Consider the following 21,319-nt stretch of genomic DNA (forward strand, 5'->3'; position numbering starts at 1 on the left):
GCCAGGGATGAAAGATGAAACATTTACGCGTGGTGGCCTGCATGATCATGCTGGCGCTGGCGGGATGCGATAACAACGATAAAACCGCCCCGACGACTAAAAGCGAAGCGCCAGCCGTAGCGCAGCCCTCGCCCGCGCAAGACCCGGCACAGCTACAAAAGCTGGCGCAGCAAAGCCAGGGCAAAGCGCTCACGCTATTAGACGCCTCCGAAGCGCAGCTCGACGGCGCGGCGACGCTGGTGCTGACGTTTTCAATTCCTTTAGATCCTGAACAGGATTTCTCCCGTGTGGTTCACGTGGTTGATAAGAAAAGCGGCAGCGTTGACGGCGCATGGGAGCTGGCGCCAAATTTAAAAGAGCTAAGGTTACGTCATCTGGAACCTGAGCGCGTGCTGGTGGTCACGGTTGATCCCGCCGTTAAGGCGCTGAATAACGCCACCTTCGGCAAGTCTTATGAAAAAACGATTACCACGCGTGATGTCCAGCCCAGCGTCGGCTTTGCCAGTCGGGGATCGCTGCTACCGGGGAAAATCGCGGAAGGACTGCCGGTCATGGCGCTTAACGTCAACCACGTTGATGTGAACTTTTTCCGCGTTAAGCCCGGATCGCTGGCGTCATTTGTCAGCCAGTGGGAGTACCGTAGTTCTCTCTCTAACTGGGAGTCCGACAATCTGCTGAAAATGGCGGATCTGGTTTATACCGGTCGTTTTGATCTTAATCCGGCGCGCAATACGCGTGAGAAACTGCTGCTGCCATTAAGCGATATTAAGCCGCTGCAACAGGCGGGCGTATATGTGGCGGTAATGAATCAGGCTGGACACTACAACTATAGTAATGCCGCTACGTTGTTTACCCTTAGCGATATCGGCGTGTCCGCGCACCGTTACCATAATCGGCTGGATATCTTTACGCAAAGCCTGGAAAACGGCGCGGCGCAGTCGGGAATTGAGATCGTTCTTCTGAATGATAAAGGTCAGACGCTGGCGCAGGCGACGAGCGACGCGCAGGGACATGTGCAACTGGAGGCTGATAAAACGGCGGCGCTATTACTGGCGCGTAAAGAGGAGCAGACCACGCTGCTCGATCTCACGCTTCCGGCTCTGGATCTGTCGGAATTTAATGTCGCTGGCGCGCCCGGCTACAGCAAGCAGTTCTTTATGTTCGGCCCGCGCGATCTCTACCGACCGGGCGAAACGGTTATCCTCAACGGATTACTGCGCGATAGCGACGGTAAAACGCTGCCCGATCAACCCGTTAAGCTGGAAGTGGTAAAACCAGACGGACAGGTGATGCGTACCATCGTCAGCCAGCCGGAAAACGGGCTATACCGTTTGAATTATCCGCTGGATATCAACGCGCCGACCGGCTTGTGGCATGTCCGCGCCAACACCGGCGATAATTTGCTGCGGAGTTGGGATTTCCACGTGGAAGACTTTATGCCGGAGCGGATGGCGCTCAACCTGACGGCGCAAAAAACACCTCTGGCGCCTGCGGATGAGGTGAAATTCTCCGTTGTCGGCTATTACTTGTATGGCGCGCCTGCTAACGGCAATACCCTGCAAGGGCAACTTTTCCTGCGTCCGCTGCGCGACGCTGTCGCGGCCTTGCCTGGCTTCCAGTTCGGCAATATTGCTGAAGAGAATCTTTCGCGCAGCCTGGACGAAGTTCAACTGACGTTGGATAAAGGCGGACGTGGTGAAGTGAGTGCTGCCAGCCAGTGGCAAGAAGCGCATTCGCCGCTGCAGGTGATTTTACAGGCCAGCCTGCTGGAGTCTGGCGGCCGTCCGGTCACTCGTCGCGTAGAGCAGGCGATTTGGCCTGCCGATACGTTACCGGGAATTCGTCCACAGTTCGCCGCCAAAGCGGTATACGACTACCGTACGGATACCACCGTTAATCAACCGATTGTCGACGAAGACAGCAACGCCGCATTCGATATTGTTTACGCCAACGCGCAGGGCGAGAAAAAAGCGGTGTCCGGTTTACAGGTGCGGCTCATCCGCGAGCGTCGCGACTATTACTGGAACTGGTCGGAAAGCGAAGGCTGGCAGTCGCAGTTTGATCAAAAAGATCTGGTGGAGGGCGAGCAGACGCTGAATCTGAACGCGGATGAAACCGGAAAAGTCAGCTTCCCGGTGGAATGGGGCGCGTACCGTCTGGAGGTCAAAGCGCCGAATGAGACGGTCAGCAGCGTTCGTTTCTGGGCCGGCTATAGCTGGCAGGATAACAGCGACGGTAGCGGCGCGGCGCGTCCGGATCGCGTCACCCTCAAACTGGATAAAGCGAGTTATCGTCCAGGCGACACCATGAAATTGCATATCGCCGCGCCGGTCGCCGGTAAAGGTTATGCGATGGTGGAGTCCAGCGACGGTCCGCTGTGGTGGCAGGCGATCGATGTGCCGGCGCAGGGGCTGGAGCTCACGATTCCGGTGGATAAAACCTGGAATCGCCACGATCTCTATCTCAGTACGCTGGTGGTGCGTCCCGGCGATAAATCTCGTTCCGCGACGCCAAAACGCGCCGTGGGGTTACTACACCTACCGCTGGGGGATGAAAATCGCCGCCTCGATCTGGCGCTGGAAAGCCCGGCTAAAATGCGCCCGAATCAGCCGCTCACCGTCAGGGTGAAAGCCAGCGTTAAACACGGCGAAATACCAAAACAGATCAACGTGCTGGTCTCCGCGGTCGATAGCGGTGTATTGAATATCACCGATTACGCGACGCCGGACCCGTGGCAGGCGTTCTTCGGTCAAAAACGCTACGGTGCGGATATCTACGATATTTACGGCCAGGTCATTGAAGGGCAGGGGCGGCTGGCGGCGTTGCGTTTTGGCGGCGATGGCGACGACCTTAAGCGCGGCGGAAAACCGCCGGTAAACCATGTCAATATCATCGCGCAGCAGGCGCAGCCGATCACGCTCAATGAGCAGGGCGAAGGGGTCGTAACGCTGCCGATTGGCGACTTTAACGGCGAACTGCGGGTTATGGCGCAGGCATGGACAGCGGACGATTTTGGTCGTGGCGAAAGCAAAGTCGTTGTCGCCGCGCCAGTGATTGCCGAGCTGAATATGCCGCGTTTTCTGGCGGGAGGGGATGTTTCGCGACTGGTGCTGGACGTCACCAATCTGACCGACCGCCCGCAGACGCTGAATATTGCGCTCGCCGCCAGTGGGTTACTGGAACTGCTTAGCCAGCAGCCGCAACCGGTCAACCTGGCGCCGGGCGTGCGCACCACCTTATTCGTTCCGGTACGCGCGCTGGAAGGTTTTGGCGAAGGCGAAATCCAGGCGACCATTAGCGGTCTGAATCTGCCGGGAGAAACCCTCGGCGCGCAGCATAAGCAGTGGCAAATCGGCGTGCGTCCGGCCTGGCCTGCCCAAACGGTAAATAGCGGCATTGCGCTGGCGCCGGGAGAGAGCTGGCATGTACCAGAGCAGCATCTGGCAAACGTCTCGCCAGCCACGTTACAGGGACAACTGCTGTTAAGCGGAAAACCGCCGCTCAATCTGGCGCGCTACATTCGCGAGCTGAAAGCATATCCGTACGGGTGCCTGGAACAAACCACTAGCGGGTTATTCCCGGCGCTGTATACCAATGCCGCTCAATTGCAGTCGCTCGGTATTAGCGGCGATAGCGATGAAAAACGGCGCGCCGCGGTGGATATCGGCATCTCCCGGATACTACAGATGCAGCGTGATAACGGCGGTTTTGCGCTATGGGATGAAAATGGGGCGGAAGAGCCCTGGCTAACGGCCTACGCGATGGATTTCCTCATTCGCGCGGGCGAGCAGGGATATAGCGTCCCGCCGGAGGCCATTAACCGGGGCAATGAGCGACTGCTGCGCTATCTGCAGGATCCCGGCACGATGCTGATTCGTTATAGCGATAATACCCAGGCCAGTACTTTTGCCGCTCAGGCTTACGCCTCGCTGGTACTGGCGCGTCAGCAGAAAGCGCCGCTCGGCGCGCTGCGCGAAATCTGGGAGCGCCGTAGTCAGGCGGCTTCAGGACTGCCGCTGATGCAATTGGGCATCGCGTTAAACACGATGGGTGATGCCAGACGCGGCGAAGAGGCCATTACGCTGGCTCTGAATACGCCGCGTCAGGACGAACGGCAATGGATAGCGGATTACGGCAGTTCTCTGCGCGATAACGCTCTGATGTTGTCGCTACTGGAAGAGAACAATCTCAGACCGGACGCGCAAAACGCGCTATTAAGCTCGCTTTCTGAGCAGGCCTTCGGTCAGCGCTGGCTCTCTACCCAGGAGAACAATGCCTTGTTCCTCGCCGCGCATTCGCGACAGGCCAGCGCGGGCGCCTGGCAGGCGCAGACCTCTTTAGAGGCGCAGCCGCTGGCGGGCGACAAGGCGCTGACCCGTAATCTGGATGCTGACCAGCTGGCCGCCCTTGAGGTGACGAACACCGGTAGCCAGCCGCTATGGCTGCGTCTGGATAGCAGCGGCTATCCCTCATCTGCGCCTGAGCCTGCCAGCAACGTTTTGCAGATTGAACGACAAATACTGGGGACCGATGGTCAGCGCAAATCGCTGTCCTCGTTGCGTAGCGGCGAACTGGTGCTGGTCTGGTTAACGGTAGTGGCCGATCGCAATGTGCCGGATGCGCTGGTGGTGGACCTGCTCCCGGCCGGGCTGGAGCTGGAAAACCAGAATCTGGCTGACAGCAGCGCCAGCCTGCCGGAGAGCGGTAGCGAAGTGCAAAATCTGCTTAATCAGATGCAGCAGGCGGATATTCAGTATATGGAATTCCGCGACGATCGGTTTGTGGCTGCCGTCGTTGTCAATGAGGGCCAGCCCGTGACGCTGGTCTACCTGGCGCGCGCGGTAACGCCGGGGACGTACCAGCTTGCGCAACCGCAGGTGGAATCGATGTACGCGCCTCAGTGGCGGGCAACCGGCGCGAGCGAGGGGCTGCTGATTGTGACGCCTTAAATGAACGGTTGGCGTGGTAAACGTGGCCGCTGGCTGTGGCTGGCGGGCGCGCCGCTTTTTATTCTTCTGGCGTTATGGGCGGCGGATAAACTTTGGCCGCTGCCGCTCAATGAGGTCCATCCTGCGCGGGTCGTGGTAGCCCATGACGGTACGCCGCTGTGGCGCTTTGCCGACGCCGGGGGGATCTGGCGTTATCCGGTGACGATTGAAGAGGTCTCTCCCCGCTACCTGGAGGCCCTAATCAATTACGAAGATCGCTGGTTCTGGCGGCACCCTGGCGTTAACCCTTTCTCCGTCGCGCGCGCGGCATGGCAGGATCTTACCGCCGGGCGCGTTATTTCCGGCGGCAGTACGCTGACTATGCAGGTGGCGAGACTGCTGGACCCGCATTCGCGCACGTTCGGCGGTAAAATCCGCCAGCTTTGGCGCGCCCTCCAGCTTGAATGGCATTTGTCCAAGCGCGATATCCTGACGCTGTACCTGAACCGCGCGCCGTTCGGCGGCACGCTACAGGGTATTGGCGCTGCAAGCTGGGCCTACTTCGGCAAGCCGCCCGCGCGCCTGAGCTACGCTGACGCGGCGCTGCTGGCCGTATTGCCGCAGGCGCCGAGCCGGTTACGCCCCGACCGCTGGCCTGCGAGAGCCGAAGCGGCACGAAATAAAGTGCTGGATCGGATGGCGACGCAGGGCGTCTGGCCTGCCGAAACGGTACGCGAGTCGCGTGAAGAACCGGTCTGGCTGGCGCCGCGTCAAATGCCGCAACTGGCGCCGCTTTTTGCCCGAATGATGTTGAGTAAAAGCCAGAACGACAAAATTGTGACCACGCTGGACGCCGGGTTGCAGCGGCAACTGGAAGATCTGGTGCGGGCATGGAAAGGGCGGTTGCCTGCACGCAGTTCGTTGGCGATGATCGTTGTCGATCATACCGATATGAGCGTGCGCGGCTGGGTAGGATCGGTAGACCTTAATGACGACAGCCGTTTTGGTCATGTCGACATGGTAACGGCGATCCGATCGCCGGGATCGGTACTCAAACCCTTTGTGTATGGTCTGGCGCTGGATGACGGCTTGATCCATCCCGCATCATTATTACAGGACGTTCCGCGCCGCACCGGAGATTACCGCCCGGGAAACTTCGACAGCGGATTTCACGGCCCGGTCAGCATGAGCGACGCGCTGGTACGCTCGCTGAATCTGCCTGCCGTTCAGGTACTTGAAGCCTATGGGCCGAAACGATTTGCGGCAAAACTGCGTAACGTCGGCCTGCCGCTATATTTGCCTGCTGGCGCGGCGCCCAATCTTTCGCTGATTCTGGGCGGCGCGGGCGCGCGGCTTGACGAGATGGCGGCGGCATACAGCGCGTTCGCTCGTCATGGGAAAGCGGCGAAACTACGGTTACAGCCGGACGATCCGCTGTCGGAAAGACCATTAATGTCGCCGGGAGCGGCGTGGATCATTCGACGGATTATGGCGGATGAAGCGCAACCCTTGCCGGATAACGCGCTGCCGCGCATTGTGCCGTTGGCGTGGAAAACCGGCACCAGCTACGGCTATCGCGATGCGTGGGCTATTGGCGTTAACGCGCGCTATATCATCGGCATCTGGACAGGCAGACCCGACGGCACGCCTGTGGTGGGGCAATTTGGTTTTGCCAGCGCGGTGCCATTACTTAACCAGGTCAATAATCTGTTACTGGCGCATACGGGACGCCTACCGGAAGATCCGCGTCCGCAGACGGTAAGCCGCGGCGTCATTTGCTGGCCGGGCGGACAGACTCTGCCTGCCGGAGACAGCAACTGTCGCCGCCGCCTGGCGACATGGCTGCTCGATGACAGCCAGCCGCCCACGCTGCTGTTACCTGAGCAGGAAGACATCAACGGTATTCGTTTCCCGGTCTGGCTGGATGATACGGGGCGGCGTGTCGCTGCCGACTGTCCGCAGGCGCGTGCGCATACGTTTATCGTCTGGCCGCGGCCGCTGGAGCCGTGGCTGCCGCCTGCGGAAAGACGTAGCGCCCGCTTGCCCGCGGCGTCCGACCACTGTCCGCCGCTACAGGGCAATGATGCCGCGCCGTTAATGCTGTCAGGAGTGAGGGATGGCGCGGTGATCAGGCAATTGCCAGGCCAGGAAAACGTTACGCTGCCCGTCTCGACTACCGGCGGTAAAGGGCGTCGCTGGTGGTTTTTAAATGGCGAACCTGTTAATGGCGAAAATAATCGCCTTTCTTTATTACTCAATATCGCTGGACGTTATCAACTTGTCGTAATGGATGAGTCCGGTCAGGTTGCAGCGGTTAATTTTGAATTAATACGTTAACAACTCTTCAGAATAAATTATGAATTTCATTTAATTTAAAGTTAATGAGAATTATTAATTTTCCGGAATTACCCTTAATGAGGGAGCTTGATAAATATCAAGAGATCTGACACTTAAAAACGCGAGAATGGGTTTTTATTTGACGAGACGGATCATGAAAAATATAAAAAGCCAGGGAAATGGCGAACAGCCCGCTATTTCTCGCCGCCACTTTATCCAGGCCAGCTCCGCGCTTATTGCGTTACCGTTTGTCTCCTCGCCAGCTACCGCTCAGGCGCGCGCTGTGACGGCAACTGAAAACAGGCCTGCGGAAAAAGTCGTTCAGACATGCAGCACTTTTGACTGCGGGGGCAAATGCGATATTCGGGCGCATGTTAGTGACGGTATCGTGACGCGAATTTCAACGCGACCGGATAATGCGCTGGATGCGCAAATGCCGGTGATGCGTGCCTGTGTTCGTGGACGCGCATACCGTAAATTTGTTTATCATCCTGACAGACTTAAATATCCCATGAAGCGCGTAGGAAAACGCGGTGAAGGAAAGTTCGAGCGAATTTCCTGGGATGAAGCGACAACCTTAATCGCCGATAATTTAAAATCGATTACTGAAAAATATGGCCCGGCTTCGCGCTATGTTCATGTTGGCACCGCCGTTTCCGGCGGCACCTTTTCCGGCGATAAAATGGCGCGTCGCCTGCTGAATCTGACCGGCGGCTATCTCGAAAGCTACCATTCTGTGAGTATGGGCAACACGGCGGCCGCGACGCCTTATACTTACGGCATTGCCGCCAGCGGCAGTTCGCTGGATACGCTTTTGGAGACCAAACTGGTGATTCTGTGGGGCCATAACCCGACGGAGACCATTTTTGGTCATACCAACTATTTCCTGCAGAAGATGAAGCAGAACGGTACGCGGTTTATCGTGGTCGATCCGCGCTATTCCGACACCGTTTCGTCGCTGGCGGATCAGTGGATCCCGCTACTGCCCACCACCGACAATGCGCTGATGGACGCGATGATGTACGTCATCATCAGCGAGAATCTGCACGATCGCGCATTTATTGCGCGCTACGCTATCGGTTTTGATGAAGACTCAATGCCGGAAGGCGTACCGGCTAACGAATCGCTGGTGGCGTATCTGACCGGCGCCAAAGACAGTGTCGTTAAGTCCCCCGAGTGGGCGGAAAAGATCACCCATGTGCCGGCGCAAACCATTCGCCAGTTAGCGCGTGATTACGCGAATACCAAACCCGCCGCGTTGATTCAGGGGGGGGGACCACAGCGCCACAACTGCGGCGAGCGCACCGCGCGCGGCTCGACCCTACTGGCGACCATTACCGGTAATGTCGGCATCAAAGGCGGTTGGGCTGCGGGTTACGGCGGCTGCGCTAACCGTAAATTCGCCGCGGGTCCGGAGATGCCGGATAACCCGGTAAAAGCCAAAATTTCGGTGATGAACTGGGTGCAGGCCGCAGACGACGCCAGCAAAGTGACGCCGGATATGGGGCTGAAAGATGCCGATAAGCTGGACAGTAACATCCGTATTCTGTTCTCGCTGGCCGGGAACTATCTGGCGAATCAGAACCCCGATCTGCACCAGGCGGTACGCGTACTGGAGGATGAATCAAAGATCCAGTTTATTGTCGCCAGCGATCTGTTTATGACGCCGAGCGCGAAATACGCTGATCTACTGCTGCCGGAAACCAGCTTTATGGAACGCTGGAACATCGGTGAAACCTGGGGTACGGCAAGCTACCTGATACTCTCTGAAAAACTGATCGAGCCTGAATTTGAGCGGCGCTCCGACTACGACTGGCTACGTGAGGTGGCGGCGAAATTAGGCATTGAGAATGAATTTAGCCAGGGGCGCGATGAGAAAGCGTGGATTGAACACATCTGGGAACAGACGCGCCTGGCGATGCCGGACGAAAATCTGCCGGATTTCGCCACGCTGCAAAAGACCCGTCAGCATCTGTTCAAAAGCGCGCCATTTATCGCCTTTGAAGACAATATTCGCGATCCGGAAAATCATCCGTTCCCGACGCCGTCAGGGAAAATAGAGATCTTCTCGAAGCGCCTCTACGACATGCAGCATCCGGAAATCCCGGCGTTATCGCACTACGTTCCCGCGCATGAAGGCCCGGAGGATGCGCTGGCGAAAGATTTTCCGCTCCAGTTAATTACGTGGAAAGGAAAAAACCGCGCCAACTCAACGCAATACGCTAACCCGTGGCTGATTGAAGTGCAGCATCAGACATTGTGGATCAACCCGCAGGATGCGCAAAAGCGCGGCATTACGCATGGCGACATGGTGCACATTCATAACTCACGTGGGATTTGCGAAATCCCGGCGGAAGTGACGCCGCGCATTATTCCTGGCGTTGTCGCGATGCAGGCCGGCGCCTGGTGGCAGCCGGATGAGAACGGTATTGATAAAGGCGGCTGTGCGAACGTCCTCAGCTCGGCCCGTATTACCGCGCTGGCGAAGGGAAATTCACATCAAACCATGCTGGTGGAGGTGGCTAAAGCATGAGTCAGTTTACACATTACCCGCCGGTGAGCGATAAACAACTGGGGTTTTTCATCGACTCCTCACGCTGCTCCGGTTGTAAAGCCTGCCAGGTGGCCTGCAAAGACAAAAACAATCTGGAAGTAGGCCGTCGTTTCCGCCGCGTCTATGAAGTCAAGGGCGGAAGTTTCATCCCGACCGGGCAGGGCGGGGTCAGCAATAACGTATTTGCTTATACGCTTTCCATTTCCTGCAACCACTGTGCGGACCCTGTCTGCACCAAAAATTGCCCGACTACCGCTATGCATAAACGCCCGGGCGACGGCATCGTGCGCGTTGATACCGACAAATGCGTCGGCTGTGGCTATTGCGCCTGGTCCTGCCCTTACGGTGCGCCGCAGCTTAACGAGCAGACCGGCCAAATGTCCAAGTGCGACATGTGCGTTGATTTACTGGCGAAAGGTGAACAGCCCGTCTGTGTCGCGACCTGCCCGCTGGAGGCCATCAAGTTTGGCCCGATTGATGAACTGCGCGCGAAGTACGGTAGCGTATGCGACGTTAACGGGCTGCCAGATTCATCCATAACCAAGCCTAATCTGGTTGTCAAAGCGCATCAGGGCGCAGAAAAAGAGGGTAAACGCCATGCATGAGTTACCGCTGCTGATTTTTACGCTCTGTTTGCAAGGGTCTGTGGGTGTGACAGTGTGGCTGGCGTTGGGCCGCCAGTACGCCGTAGAGGGACGCGTGCCTGCACGCGGCGCGCTTCCCGCGATGGCGGGGGCGTTTGTACTGGCTTGCGTAGGGCTGCTTGCTTCCGCGCTGCACATGGGCTATCCCCTGAATGCGCTAAACGCGTTACGTCATGTCGCCAGTTCGTGGCTGAGTCGCGAAATCGTCTTTGCCAGCCTTTATCTGGCGGCGCTGGGGCTAGGGGTTGTGCTGCTGTTTTTCCGTAAGCCAGGCTGGCAGCCGCTGCTGGCGCTGGCGGCAGCGTTCGGGCTGGTGGATGTATTCTGTATGGCGCAGGTTTATATCCATGCCTCGGTGGCGACCTGGCAGCATAGCAACACGCTGGCGCTGTTTTTTGGCACATCAGGCATTATCGGCTCGGTAGTCATTGCGCTGGCTTATCTGCGCAACGCTGGCGCCGCAATGCGCTGCGCTGTGGTAGTGGTCGCACTGATGGTGCTGATTCGCCTGATCATGCAGCCGCTATGGTTGGCGGATATTAATGCAGTGGATACGACGGTCGTCACTTTCCCGCATCATCCGCTACAGGCGCTGGCGCAGTTGCGCGACGTCTATCTTCTCGGCTGGTGTGTCTCAGCGGCGGGAATGCTCTGCTTTGCCGCAGGCGGTCTGCGAAACGCCAGAGGGACGCTGGTGGCGGGCAGCGTATTGCTGCTTATCGGCGAGATTATGCTGCGCTACGTCTTCTTTAGTATTAGCTGATGGTTAACCTGACGATCGATCCGGCGGTAGACGTGACGCAGGCTTGCGTCCGTCGTCGCTTTCGTTTTTCTTCCTGCCGCGCTTGCGCCGATGTTTGTCCGGCGCAGGCGTTTTCGCTGGCGCAGGGGCAGGTCAGCATAGATACGACACGCTGCATAGCCTGTGGCGACTGTCTGTTTGTCTGTCCTGTTGACGCCATTACCGGTATCAAACCGGTTAAACGCTTTGTGCAGGGGGATACGTTGGTGGGGCCGTTTTCGCTACAGGCGCCAACGGTCGATGAACTGCTTCTCTGGCACAGCCAGTACGGTATTCGCTTTATTGATATTGCGGTGGAGCGATCGGCGCAGTGGCTGATGGCGCTGGCGGGGCTAAATTTAGCGCTGCGCCGCTACGGCGAGCCGGGCTGGTCTTTCAAACACGCTGTCGGCGCGGAGATTAACGCCTCGCGGCGCACTCTGTTTCATGTTCCGCGCGACGCCATTACCCCGTGCGCCGTCGAGCCGGGGAAACGGCGTCTCAGACAGGCGTTTTCCGCGTTCAGCGAATGCGTACCCGAAATCAGTCCGCAAGAGTGCAGGATGTGCGGTGCCTGCTGGCGAAGCTGCCCGGAAAACGTTATCCAGTTTGACGACAATACCCTGACGATAGTGGCGGCGCGTTGTACGGGATGCGGCGGCTGTGCGGCGGTATGTCCGCATCAGGCGCTGCGGCTGCGGTTTGACGTGGAACCCACCTCAACGCGGCATAGTGCGGCGTATACGCTCACCTGCGAAAGCTGCAAACGTACTTTCCATGCTCTCACGCCTGAACACACGCACTGCGTGCTGTGTCAGTCCCCTGAGTTTGCTGTGCGCCTTTAACTTTTGTTGCTAATGCTCATTTTATTTTAAAAAAATGTTACCTGCATCCATAGGCAATTGATGGGATGCTCTTTATAATCCGCGCCTGACATAACAACAGAACATATTTCAGAGGTAAACATGGCTATTGAACGGACTTTTTCCATCATTAAACCCAACGCGGTGGCAAAAAACGTTATTGGCAGCATCTTTGCGCGCTTTGAAGCTGCAGGGTTCAAAATTGTTGGCACTAAAATGCTGCACCTGACCGTTGAGCAGGCGCGCGGCTTCTATGCTGAGCACGACGGCAAGCCGTTCTTTGACGGTCTGGTGGAGTTCATGACCTCTGGCCCTATCGTGGTATCCGTGCTGGAAAGTGAAAATGCGGTACAGCGTCACCGCGATCTGCTTGGCGCCACCAATCCGGCGAACGCGTTGGCGGGTACGCTGCGCGCCGACTACGCTGATAGCTTAACTGAAAACGGCACCCACGGTTCGGATTCGCTGGAATCCGCGCAGCGCGAAATCGCCTTTTTCTTCGGTGAAGGCGAAGTGTGCCCGCGCACCCGTTAATCTCCTTCGTCTTTCACGCTGTAAATGCGTTGGCGATAAATTATCGGTTCAAATATTATTTTTGCTAATGCCGCGTGCAGACGTGGCATCCTTACGCCAGAATTTGTACAATGCAGCGCCCCTGGACGAGCAGTAAGCTTACCGGGGCGTTTCTTTTTTCAACCCTCCAGGGGCCATAACGTGTAATAACGAGGCCGGAATAGCATATGTCTGAACAAATTGTCACACCTGAAAGCAGTACCCCGGTAGTTCTTAACAACGAAACAAAAATCAACCTGCTGGATCTCAACCGTCAGCAGATGCGCGAGTTTTTTAAAAACTTAGGTGAAAAGCCTTTCCGCGCCGATCAGGTGATGAAATGGATGTATCACTATTGCTGCGATAATTTTGATGAGATGACCGACATCAACAAAGTGTTGCGCGGCAAATTAAAAGAGGTCGCGGAAATCCGCGCGCCGGAGGTCGTTGAAGAGCAGCGTTCCTCAGACGGCACCATCAAGTGGGCGATTGCTGTCGGCGATCAGCGCGTTGAAACGGTCTATATCCCGGAAGACGACCGCGCTACGCTGTGTGTCTCTTCACAGGTAGGATGCGCGCTGGAGTGCAAGTTTTGTTCAACTGCGCAGCAGGGCTTTAACCGCAACCTGCGCGTATCGGAAATTATCGGTCAGGTCTGGCGTGCGGCGAAAATCGTCGGCGCGGCCAAAGTCACCGGCCAGCGTCCGATCACCAACGTGGTCATGATGGGGATGGGCGAGCCATTGCTTAACCTGACCAATGTCGTACCGGCGATGGAAATTATGCTCGATGACTTTGGTTTCGGCCTGTCCAAACGTCGTGTCACGCTCTCAACGTCCGGCGTGGTGCCTGCGCTGGATAAACTGGGCGATATGATAGATGTCGCGCTGGCTATCTCCTTACATGCGCCGAATGACACTATTCGCGACGAAATCGTCCCGATCAACAAAAAATACAATATCGAAACGTTCCTGGGCGCGGTTCGCCGCTATCTGGAGAAATCCAACGCCAATCAGGGGCGCGTGACGATTGAATACGTGATGCTTGACCACGTCAACGACGGCACTGAACACGCGCATCAACTGGCGGAGCTATTAAAAGAGACGCCTTGTAAGATTAATCTGATTCCGTGGAACCCGTTCCCTGGCGCGCCGTATGGCCGCAGCTCTAACAGCCGTATCGATCGCTTTTCTAAAGTTTTGATGAGTTATGGTTTCACGACCATCGTACGCAAGACGCGTGGCGATGACATTGATGCGGCATGCGGACAGTTGGCTGGCGATGTGATTGACCGTACTAAACGTACTCTGCGTAAGCGTATGCAGGGAGAGGTGATTGACATCAAGGCTATTTGATAGCAGTTGCGCCACGGGGCATTCATTATACCGTGGCGCAATGTCAGTTGAATAATGTCTGGCGTTGTACTTGTCTGGTCAATAATAACGGTGCGTTTTTGTCGACTTTAAGGCAGTATGTAATGGTGCAACAAGAGTTTAGCCTTGTGTCTTAGCGGTTTTGTCATCTGCGGCCTGACAGGCTTATACTGTCTGACTAAGGTTAACTAACCTGATGTTTCGCGGTGTGGGCGGGCATTACGGCTCGTCGGCGCCTGAATCCTAATTTACACGTACCTGTAGCTGTAGCGAATGAATACTGAAGCCACGCACGACCAAAATGAAGCACAAACCACCGGCGTTCGTCTGCGCAATGCCCGTGAACAACTCGGACTCAGCCAGCAGGCTGTCGCTGAGCGACTTTGCCTGAAGGTTTCTACGGTACGCGATATTGAAGAAGATAAGGCGCCGTCCGATCTTGCTTCAACCTTCCTGCGCGGATATATCCGCTCATATGCGCGTCTGGTGCATGTTCCAGAAGAGGAACTGTTGCCGGGGCTGGAAAAGCAGGCCCCGCTGCGCGCCGCCAAAGTCGCCCCGATGCAGAGTTTCTCATTAGGAAAGCGTCGTAAAAAACGCGACGGCTGGTTAATGTCTTTTACCTGGCTGGTACTGTTTGTGGTCGTAGGGCTGACCGGCGCCTGGTGGTGGCAGAACCATAAGGCGCAGCAGGAAGAGATCACGACAATGGCCGATCAAAGCACGGCTGAACTGAACGCAGATAAGGACAGCGGCCAAAGCGTACCGCTGGACACCCGTGACGCGACAAGCCAGGATACGACGCCAGCGCAAACGGCTCCGGCTCCTGCGACGCCGGTTGATTCGACGGCGGCGACGCAAACGCCAGCGCCAACGGCGGCGGCAACGCAAAATACGGTAGTCGCGCCTTCGCAGGCGAATGTCGATACGGCTGCGACATCTGCCGCGCCAGCGGCAACGGAAACGCCGTCCGCGCTGCCAACCAGTCAGGCTGGCGTAGCGGCGCCTGCTGCCGATCCGAACGCGCTGGTGATGAATTTTACCGCTGACTGCTGGCTCGAAGTCACTGACGCCACGGGTAAAAAGCTGTTTAGCGGTATGCAGCGTAAAGATGGTAATTTAAACCTAACCGGTCAGGCGCCTTATAAACTTAAAATTGGCGCGCCGGCCGCGGTGCAGATCCAGTATCAAGGAAAACCTGTCGATCTGAGCCGCTTTATCAGAACTAATCAGGTTGCGCGTCTGACCCTTAATGCCGAACCGACACCGGCGCAGTAACAGACGGGTAACGCGGGAGATTTTTCATGCATAACCAGGCTCCGATTCAACGTAGAAAATCGACACGTATTTACGTTGGGAATGTGCCGATTGGCGATGGCGCCCCCATCGCCGTCCAGTCGATGACTAACACGCGTACCACTGACGTGGAAGCGACGGTTAATCAGATCAAAGCGCTGGAACGCGTTGGCGCAGATATTGTTCGTGTTTCTGTACCGACCATGGACGCCGCCGAAGCGTTTAAACTTATCAAACAGCAGGTTTCAGTTCCGCTGGTTGCCGATATTCACTTCGACTACCGCATTGCGCTGAAGGTGGCGGAATACGGCGTTGACTGCTTGCGTATTAACCCCGGCAATATCGGTAACGAAGAACGCATTCGCATGGTGGTGGACTGCGCGCGAGACAAAAACATCCCTATTCGTATCGGCGTAAATGCCGGATCGCTGGAAAAAGATCTGCAGGAAAAATACGGTGAGCCGACGCCGCAGGCGCTGCTGGAATCAGCCATGCGCCATGTCGATTATCTCGATCGTCTCAACTTTGATCAGTTCAAAGTGAGCGTAAAAGCGTCCGATGTATTCCTTGCCGTTGAGTCTTATCGTTTGTTGGCTCAACAGATCGATCAGCCGCTGCATCTGGGGATCACCGAAGCGGGCGGCGCGCGTAGCGGGGCGGTCAAGTCGGCGATCGGTTTAGGTCTGCTGTTATCGGAAGGTATCGGCGACACGCTGCGCGTATCGTTGGCGGCCGACCCGGTGGAAGAGATCAAAGTCGGTTTCGATATCCTCAAGTCGCTGCGCATTCGCGCGCGCGGCATCAATTTCATTGCCTGCCCGACCTGTTCTCGCCAGGAGTTCGATGTTATCGGCACGGTGAACGCGCTGGAGCAGCGTCTGGAAGATATCATCACCCCGATGGACGTCTCGATCATCGGTTGCGTGGTGAACGGGCCGGGCGAAGCGCTGGTATCAACGCTGGGCGTGACGGGCGGCAATAAGAAAAGCGGCCTGTATGAAGACGGCGTGCGTAAGGACAGACTCGATAACGACGATATGATCGCGCAGCTTGAATCCCGTATTCGCGCGAAAGCAAGTCAACTTGATGAAGCGCGTCGGATTGACGTGCTGCAGGTTGAAAAATAAGAACGTGATGGGAAGCGGCGCGCTTCCCGTGTATGATTGAACCCGCATGGCTCCCGGTTCGTTCGGGGAAGCGCTGAGGGTTCATTTTTATATTCAGAAAGAGAATAAACGTGGCAAAAAACATTCAAGCCATTCGCGGCATGAACGATTATCTGCCTGGCGAAACCGCCATCTGGCAGCGCATTGAAGGCACACTCAAAAACGTGCTCGGCAGCTACGGTTACAGTGAAATCCGCTTGCCGATTGTAGAGCAGACCCCGTTATTCAAACGTGCGATCGGTGAAGTTACTGACGTAGTTGAAAAAGAGATGTACACCTTTGAGGATCGCAACGGCGATAGCCTGACATTGCGCCCTGAAGGTACGGCGGGCTGTGTACGCGCCGGCATCGAACATGGTCTCCTGTACAATCAGGAACAGCGTTTGTGGTATATCGGCCCGATGTTCCGTCATGAGCGTCCGCAAAAAGGCCGCTACCGTCAGTTCCATCAGCTAGGCGCCGAAGTCTTCGGCTTACAAGGCCCGGATATTGACGCGGAGCTGATTATGCTGACCGCCCGCTGGTGGCGCGCGCTGGGCATCGCTGACCACGTTAGCCTGGAGCTGAACTCTATTGGTTCATTAGAGGCGCGTGCGAACTATCGCGATGCGCTGGTCGCGTTCCTCGAACAGCATCAAGAGACGCTGGACGAAGACTGCAAACGCCGTATGTATACCAATCCGCTGCGCGTGCTGGATTCAAAAAATCCGGACGTGCAGGCGCTGCTCAACGACGCGCCCGCTCTCGGCGACTATCTCGATGACGATTCACGCGAGCACTTTTCCGGCCTGTGTAAATTGCTGGACGCGGCGGGAATTGCCTACACCGTCAACCAGCGTCTGGTACGCGGTCTGGATTACTACAACCGCACCGTATTTGAATGGGTAACAAACAGTCTGGGGTCACAAGGCACCGTCTGTGCGGGTGGTCGTTATGACGGTCTGGTGGAACAACTGGGCGGTCGCGCTACCCCGGCAGTGGGCTTTGCGATGGGCCTGGAACGACTTGTTTTGTTAGTTCAGGCAGTTAATCCGGAATTTATTGCCTCTCCTGTTGTCGATATATACCTGGTAGCTGCCGGCGCACAAACGCAGTCTGCGGCAATGACGCTGGCGGAGCGGCTGCGCGATGAAATGCCAGGCGTGAAGCTAATGACAAACCACGGCGGCGGCAACTTTAAGAAACAGTTTGCCCGCGCCGATAAGTGGGGCGCCCGTATTGCACTGGTTCTTGGCGAATCTGAAGTCGCCGATGGGACTGTTGTAGTGAAGGATTTGCGCTCCGGTGAGCAAACGGCAGTGGCGCAGGACAGCGTCGCCGCGCATTTGCGCACTTTATTGGGCTAAGGAGAAGGACAGCGTGGAAATTTACGAGAACGAACACGACCAGGTGGATGCGATTAAACGCTTCTTTGCCGAAAACGGCAAAGCGCTGGCTGTCGGAGTGATTTTAGGGGTTGGCGCGCTGGTTGGCTGGCGTTACTGGAGCAGCCATCAGACGGAGTCCGCGCGTGCTGCTTCTCTGGCGTATCAAAATGCGGTGACGGCGGTAAGCGCCGATAAGCCGGATAGCATTCCCGCCGCTGAAAAATTCGCGGCTGAGAATAAAAATACCTATGGTGCGCTGGCGTCTATGGAACTGGCGCAGCAGTTTGTGGATAAGAATGAACTTAAAAAAGCCGAAGCCCAGTTGCAGCAGGGGTTGGCGGCCACCAGCGATGAAAATCTCAAAGCGGTGATTAATCTGCGTCTCGCTCGCGTTCAGTTACAGCTTAAGCAAGCTGACGCCGCGCTGAAAACTCTGGATGCCGTTAAAGGCGAAGGATGGACGGCCATTGTCGCTGATTTGCGCGGCGAAGCGTTGCTGAGTAAGGGTGATAAAAAAGGCGCGCGCAGCGCATGGGAAGCGGGCGTCAATAGCGATGCTTCTCCGGCGTTGAGCGAAATGATGCAGATGAAAATCAATAATTTGTCCATCTGAGAGGGACCCGATGCAATTGCGTAAATTACTTCTGCCAGGGTTGCTTTCCGTTACCCTGCTCAGCGGCTGTTCACTGTTTAGCGGCGAAGAAGATGTCGTCAAGATGTCTCCATTACCGCAGGTTGAAAACCAGTTTACCCCGACCACTGTCTGGAGTACCTCTGTCGGTAACGGAATTGGCGAATTTTATTCTAACCTTCATCCGGTAATGGCAGATAACGTGGTCTATGCAGCCGATCGCGCGGGCGTGGTAAAAGCGCTCAATGCGGATGATGGCAAAGAGATCTGGTCTGTGAATCTGGGCGAGAAAGACGGCTGGTTCTCTCGTTCGTCCGCGCTGTTGTCCGGCGGCGTCACGGTCGCGGGCGGTCACGTCTATATCGGCAGTGAAAAGGCCGAGGTTTATGCGCTGAATACCAGCGACGGCACTACAGCATGGCAGACGAAGGTCGCAGGCGAAGCGTTGTCTCGCCCGGTTGTCAGTGATGGAATTGTCCTTATCCATACCAGCAACGGTCAGTTGCAGGCGCTAAATCAGGCGGATGGCGCTATTAAATGGACGGTGAACCTGGATATGCCTTCGCTGTCGCTGCGCGGCGAATCTGCGCCGGCAACCGCGTTCGGCGCGGCTATTGTTGGTGGTGATAATGGCCGCGTCAGCGCCGTGTTGATGCAACAAGGCCAGATGATTTGGCAACAGCGTATCTCCCAGGCCACAGGCCCAACGGAAATTGACCGTCTGAGCGACGTTGATACCACGCCGGTTGTGGTAAACGGCGTTGTTTACGCGTTGGCGTATAATGGTAACTTAACGGCGCTGGATCTGCGCAGTGGTCAGATTATGTGGAAACGCGAGCTGGGTTCGGTCAATGACTTTATCGTCGACGGCGACCGTATCTACCTGGTCGATCAGAACGATCGCGTGCTGGCGCTGACCACTGACGGCGGCGTAACGCTGTGGACGCAAAGCGATCTGCTGCACCGTTTGCTGACCTCCCCGGTGCTGTATAATGGTGATTTAGTCGTCGGCGATAGCGAAGGTTATCTGCACTGGATTAATGTTGATGACGGGCGTTTCGTGGCCCAACAAAAAGTAGACAGTTCCGGTTTTCTGACCGAACCGACGGTGGCGGATGGTAAACTGCTCATCCAGGCCAAAGACGGTACGGTCTACGCGATTACGCGTTAATCGTCACGGTTGTGCGTTTTAAAAAACGGCTCCTGGTGTAGGGGCCGTTTTCCTGTTTTTAACAATGGCGCAAAATGCGCGCGTTGTCTGATGATTTTTTTAATGAGGCTTTAAACATGGTACCTGTGGTCGCGCTTGTCGGGCGCCCTAACGTCGGAAAATCCACGCTATTTAACCGTCTGACCCGCACCCGAGATGCGCTGGTTGCGGATTTCCCGGGTCTGACTCGTGACCGTAAGTACGGTCGTGCGGAAGTTGAAGGCCGCGAGTTTATCTGTATCGACACCGGCGGTATTGACGGCACCGAAGACGGCGTCGAAACGCGGATGGCGGAACAGTCGCTGCTGGCGATTGAAGAAGCGGATGTAGTGTTATTCATGGTAGATGCGCGCGCTGGCCTGATGCCGGCGGATGAAGCGATTGCCAAACATCTGCGTTCCCGTGAAAAACCGACCTTCCTGGTGGCGAATAAAACAGATGGTCTCGATCCCGATCAGGCGGTTGTCGATTTTTACTCGCTGGGATTAGGCGAAATTTACCCTATCGCCGCCTCACATGGTCGCGGCGTATTGAGCCTGCTGGAACATGTGCTTCTGCCGTGGATGGATGATGTCGCGCCGCAGGAAGAGGTGGATGAAGACGCGGAATACTGGGCGCAGTTCGAGGCGGAACAAAATGGCGAAGAAGCGCCGGAAGATGATTTTGACCCGCAAAGCCTGCCGATAAAGCTGGCGATTGTCGGTCGCCCGAACGTAGGTAAGTCCACACTCACTAACCGTATTCTCGGCGAAGAGCGCGTGGTGGTATACGACATGCCGGGCACCACTCGCGACAGCATTTATATCCCGATGGAACGCGACGAACGGGAATATGTGCTGATTGACACGGCGGGAGTGCGTAAGCGCGGAAAAATCACCGATGCGGTAGAAAAGTTCTCGGTGATTAAAACGTTGCAGGCGATTGAAGACGCTAACGTCGTACTGTTGGTTATCGATGCGCGCGAGGGGATCTCCGACCAGGACTTGTCTCTGCTGGGCTTTATCCTCAATAGTGGGCGCTCACTCGTTATCGTAGTCAACAAATGGGATGGCCTGAGCCAGGAAGTCAAAGAGCAGGTGAAAGAGACGCTGGATTTCCGTCTGGGCTTTATTGATTTTGCCCGCGTCCATTTTATCTCTGCGTTACACGGCAGCGGCGTCGGCAACCTGTTTGAGTCCGTACGTGAGGCTTACGACAGTTCCACTCGCCGGGTGAGCACTGCGATGCTGACCCGTATCATGACGATGGCGGTGGAAGATCATCAGCCGCCGCTGGTGCGCGGTCGCCGTGTGAAACTGAAATATGCCCATGCTGGCGGCTATAACCCGCCGATTGTGGTTATTCACGGCAACCAGGTAAAAGATCTGCCAGACTCCTATAAGCGCTATCTGATGAACTACTTCCGCAAGTCGTTGGAAGTGATGGGAACGCCGATTCGCATTCAGTTTAAAGAAGGGGAGAACCCGTATGCGAACAAGCGTAACACACTGACGCCAACGCAAATGCGCAAACGTAAGCGTCTGATGAAACATATCAAGAAAAGCAAGTAATGCTTTTTCAGTAATATTCCAGGCCTGACAAGCGCTGCGCTATCAGGCCTTTCAAGTAAAAGTGAGT

At 56.3% G+C, this 21,319-nt stretch carries 14 protein-coding genes; all 14 read left to right on the top strand.

The window, feature by feature from the left end:
• The first annotated feature begins 14 nt into the window (after positions 1 to 14).
• The 14 genes from ABVM99_RS13120 to der all read left to right on the top strand — a co-directional run bounded on the left by ABVM99_RS13120 (position 15) and on the right by der (position 21,252).
• Positions 15 to 4,949 (top strand): alpha-2-macroglobulin, encoded by a 4,935-nt coding sequence (locus ABVM99_RS13120; RefSeq protein ID WP_023195383.1) that lies wholly within the window; start codon positions 15 to 17, stop codon positions 4,947 to 4,949.
• Complete coding sequence (gene pbpC / locus ABVM99_RS13125; protein WP_052938317.1) at positions 4,950 to 7,265, top strand: peptidoglycan glycosyltransferase PbpC; 2,316 nt, start codon at positions 4,950 to 4,952, stop codon at positions 7,263 to 7,265.
• 154 nt (positions 7,266 to 7,419) lie between these two features.
• On the top strand, positions 7,420 to 9,798 hold the full coding sequence (locus tag ABVM99_RS13130; protein WP_058799683.1) for a DMSO/selenate family reductase complex A subunit: 2,379 nt from the start codon (positions 7,420 to 7,422) through the stop codon (positions 9,796 to 9,798).
• Positions 9,795 to 10,424, top strand: coding sequence for a DMSO/selenate family reductase complex B subunit (locus ABVM99_RS13135; protein ID WP_000077437.1), 630 nt, complete (start codon positions 9,795 to 9,797; stop codon positions 10,422 to 10,424). Before ABVM99_RS13130 ends, ABVM99_RS13135 begins: the two co-directional genes overlap by 4 nt.
• Positions 10,417 to 11,226, top strand: coding sequence for a dimethyl sulfoxide reductase anchor subunit family protein (locus ABVM99_RS13140; RefSeq protein ID WP_023195322.1), 810 nt, complete (start codon positions 10,417 to 10,419; stop codon positions 11,224 to 11,226). The genes ABVM99_RS13135 and ABVM99_RS13140 overlap by 8 nt, the downstream gene beginning before the upstream one ends.
• Positions 11,226 to 12,089 (top strand): 4Fe-4S binding protein, encoded by an 864-nt coding sequence (locus ABVM99_RS13145; RefSeq protein WP_023181203.1) that lies wholly within the window; start codon positions 11,226 to 11,228, stop codon positions 12,087 to 12,089. The genes ABVM99_RS13140 and ABVM99_RS13145 overlap by 1 nt, the downstream gene beginning before the upstream one ends.
• 120 nt (positions 12,090 to 12,209) lie before the next feature.
• On the top strand, positions 12,210 to 12,641 hold the full coding sequence (gene ndk / locus ABVM99_RS13150) for a nucleoside-diphosphate kinase (protein ID WP_000963846.1): 432 nt from the start codon (positions 12,210 to 12,212) through the stop codon (positions 12,639 to 12,641).
• A 206-nt stretch (positions 12,642 to 12,847) separates the two neighbouring features.
• Positions 12,848 to 14,014: a bifunctional tRNA (adenosine(37)-C2)-methyltransferase TrmG/ribosomal RNA large subunit methyltransferase RlmN gene (locus tag ABVM99_RS13155; protein WP_000003206.1), complete on the top strand. Its 1,167-nt coding sequence runs from the start codon at positions 12,848 to 12,850 to the stop codon at positions 14,012 to 14,014.
• Positions 14,015 to 14,305: 291 nt separating this feature from the next.
• Positions 14,306 to 15,310: a cytoskeleton protein RodZ gene (gene rodZ / locus ABVM99_RS13160; protein WP_001090898.1), complete on the top strand. Its 1,005-nt coding sequence runs from the start codon at positions 14,306 to 14,308 to the stop codon at positions 15,308 to 15,310.
• Between the two features lie 26 nt (positions 15,311 to 15,336).
• Entirely contained in the window at positions 15,337 to 16,455 is a 1,119-nt protein-coding gene (gene ispG / locus ABVM99_RS13165; RefSeq protein ID WP_023195323.1) for a flavodoxin-dependent (E)-4-hydroxy-3-methylbut-2-enyl-diphosphate synthase, read from the top strand.
• 110 nt (positions 16,456 to 16,565) lie between these two features.
• The gene (gene hisS, locus ABVM99_RS13170) at positions 16,566 to 17,840 is read left to right on the top strand and encodes a histidine--tRNA ligase (RefSeq protein WP_023195324.1); all 1,275 of its coding nucleotides are present in this window, start codon (positions 16,566 to 16,568) and stop codon (positions 17,838 to 17,840) included.
• Positions 17,841 to 17,853: 13 nt separating this feature from the next.
• The gene (locus tag ABVM99_RS13175) at positions 17,854 to 18,474 is read left to right on the top strand and encodes a YfgM family protein (protein ID WP_000409190.1); all 621 of its coding nucleotides are present in this window, start codon (positions 17,854 to 17,856) and stop codon (positions 18,472 to 18,474) included.
• A gap of 10 nt (positions 18,475 to 18,484) precedes the next feature.
• Positions 18,485 to 19,663 (top strand): outer membrane protein assembly factor BamB, encoded by a 1,179-nt coding sequence (gene bamB / locus ABVM99_RS13180; protein ID WP_001177072.1) that lies wholly within the window; start codon positions 18,485 to 18,487, stop codon positions 19,661 to 19,663.
• 116 nt (positions 19,664 to 19,779) lie between these two features.
• Positions 19,780 to 21,252, top strand: coding sequence for a ribosome biogenesis GTPase Der (der, locus tag ABVM99_RS13185; protein WP_000249411.1), 1,473 nt, complete (start codon positions 19,780 to 19,782; stop codon positions 21,250 to 21,252).
• The last annotated feature ends 67 nt before the right edge of the window (positions 21,253 to 21,319 follow it).

The sequence above is a fragment of the Salmonella sp. SJTUF15591 genome (assembly GCF_043356435.1).
Taxonomy (GTDB): domain Bacteria; phylum Pseudomonadota; class Gammaproteobacteria; order Enterobacterales; family Enterobacteriaceae; genus Salmonella; species Salmonella enterica.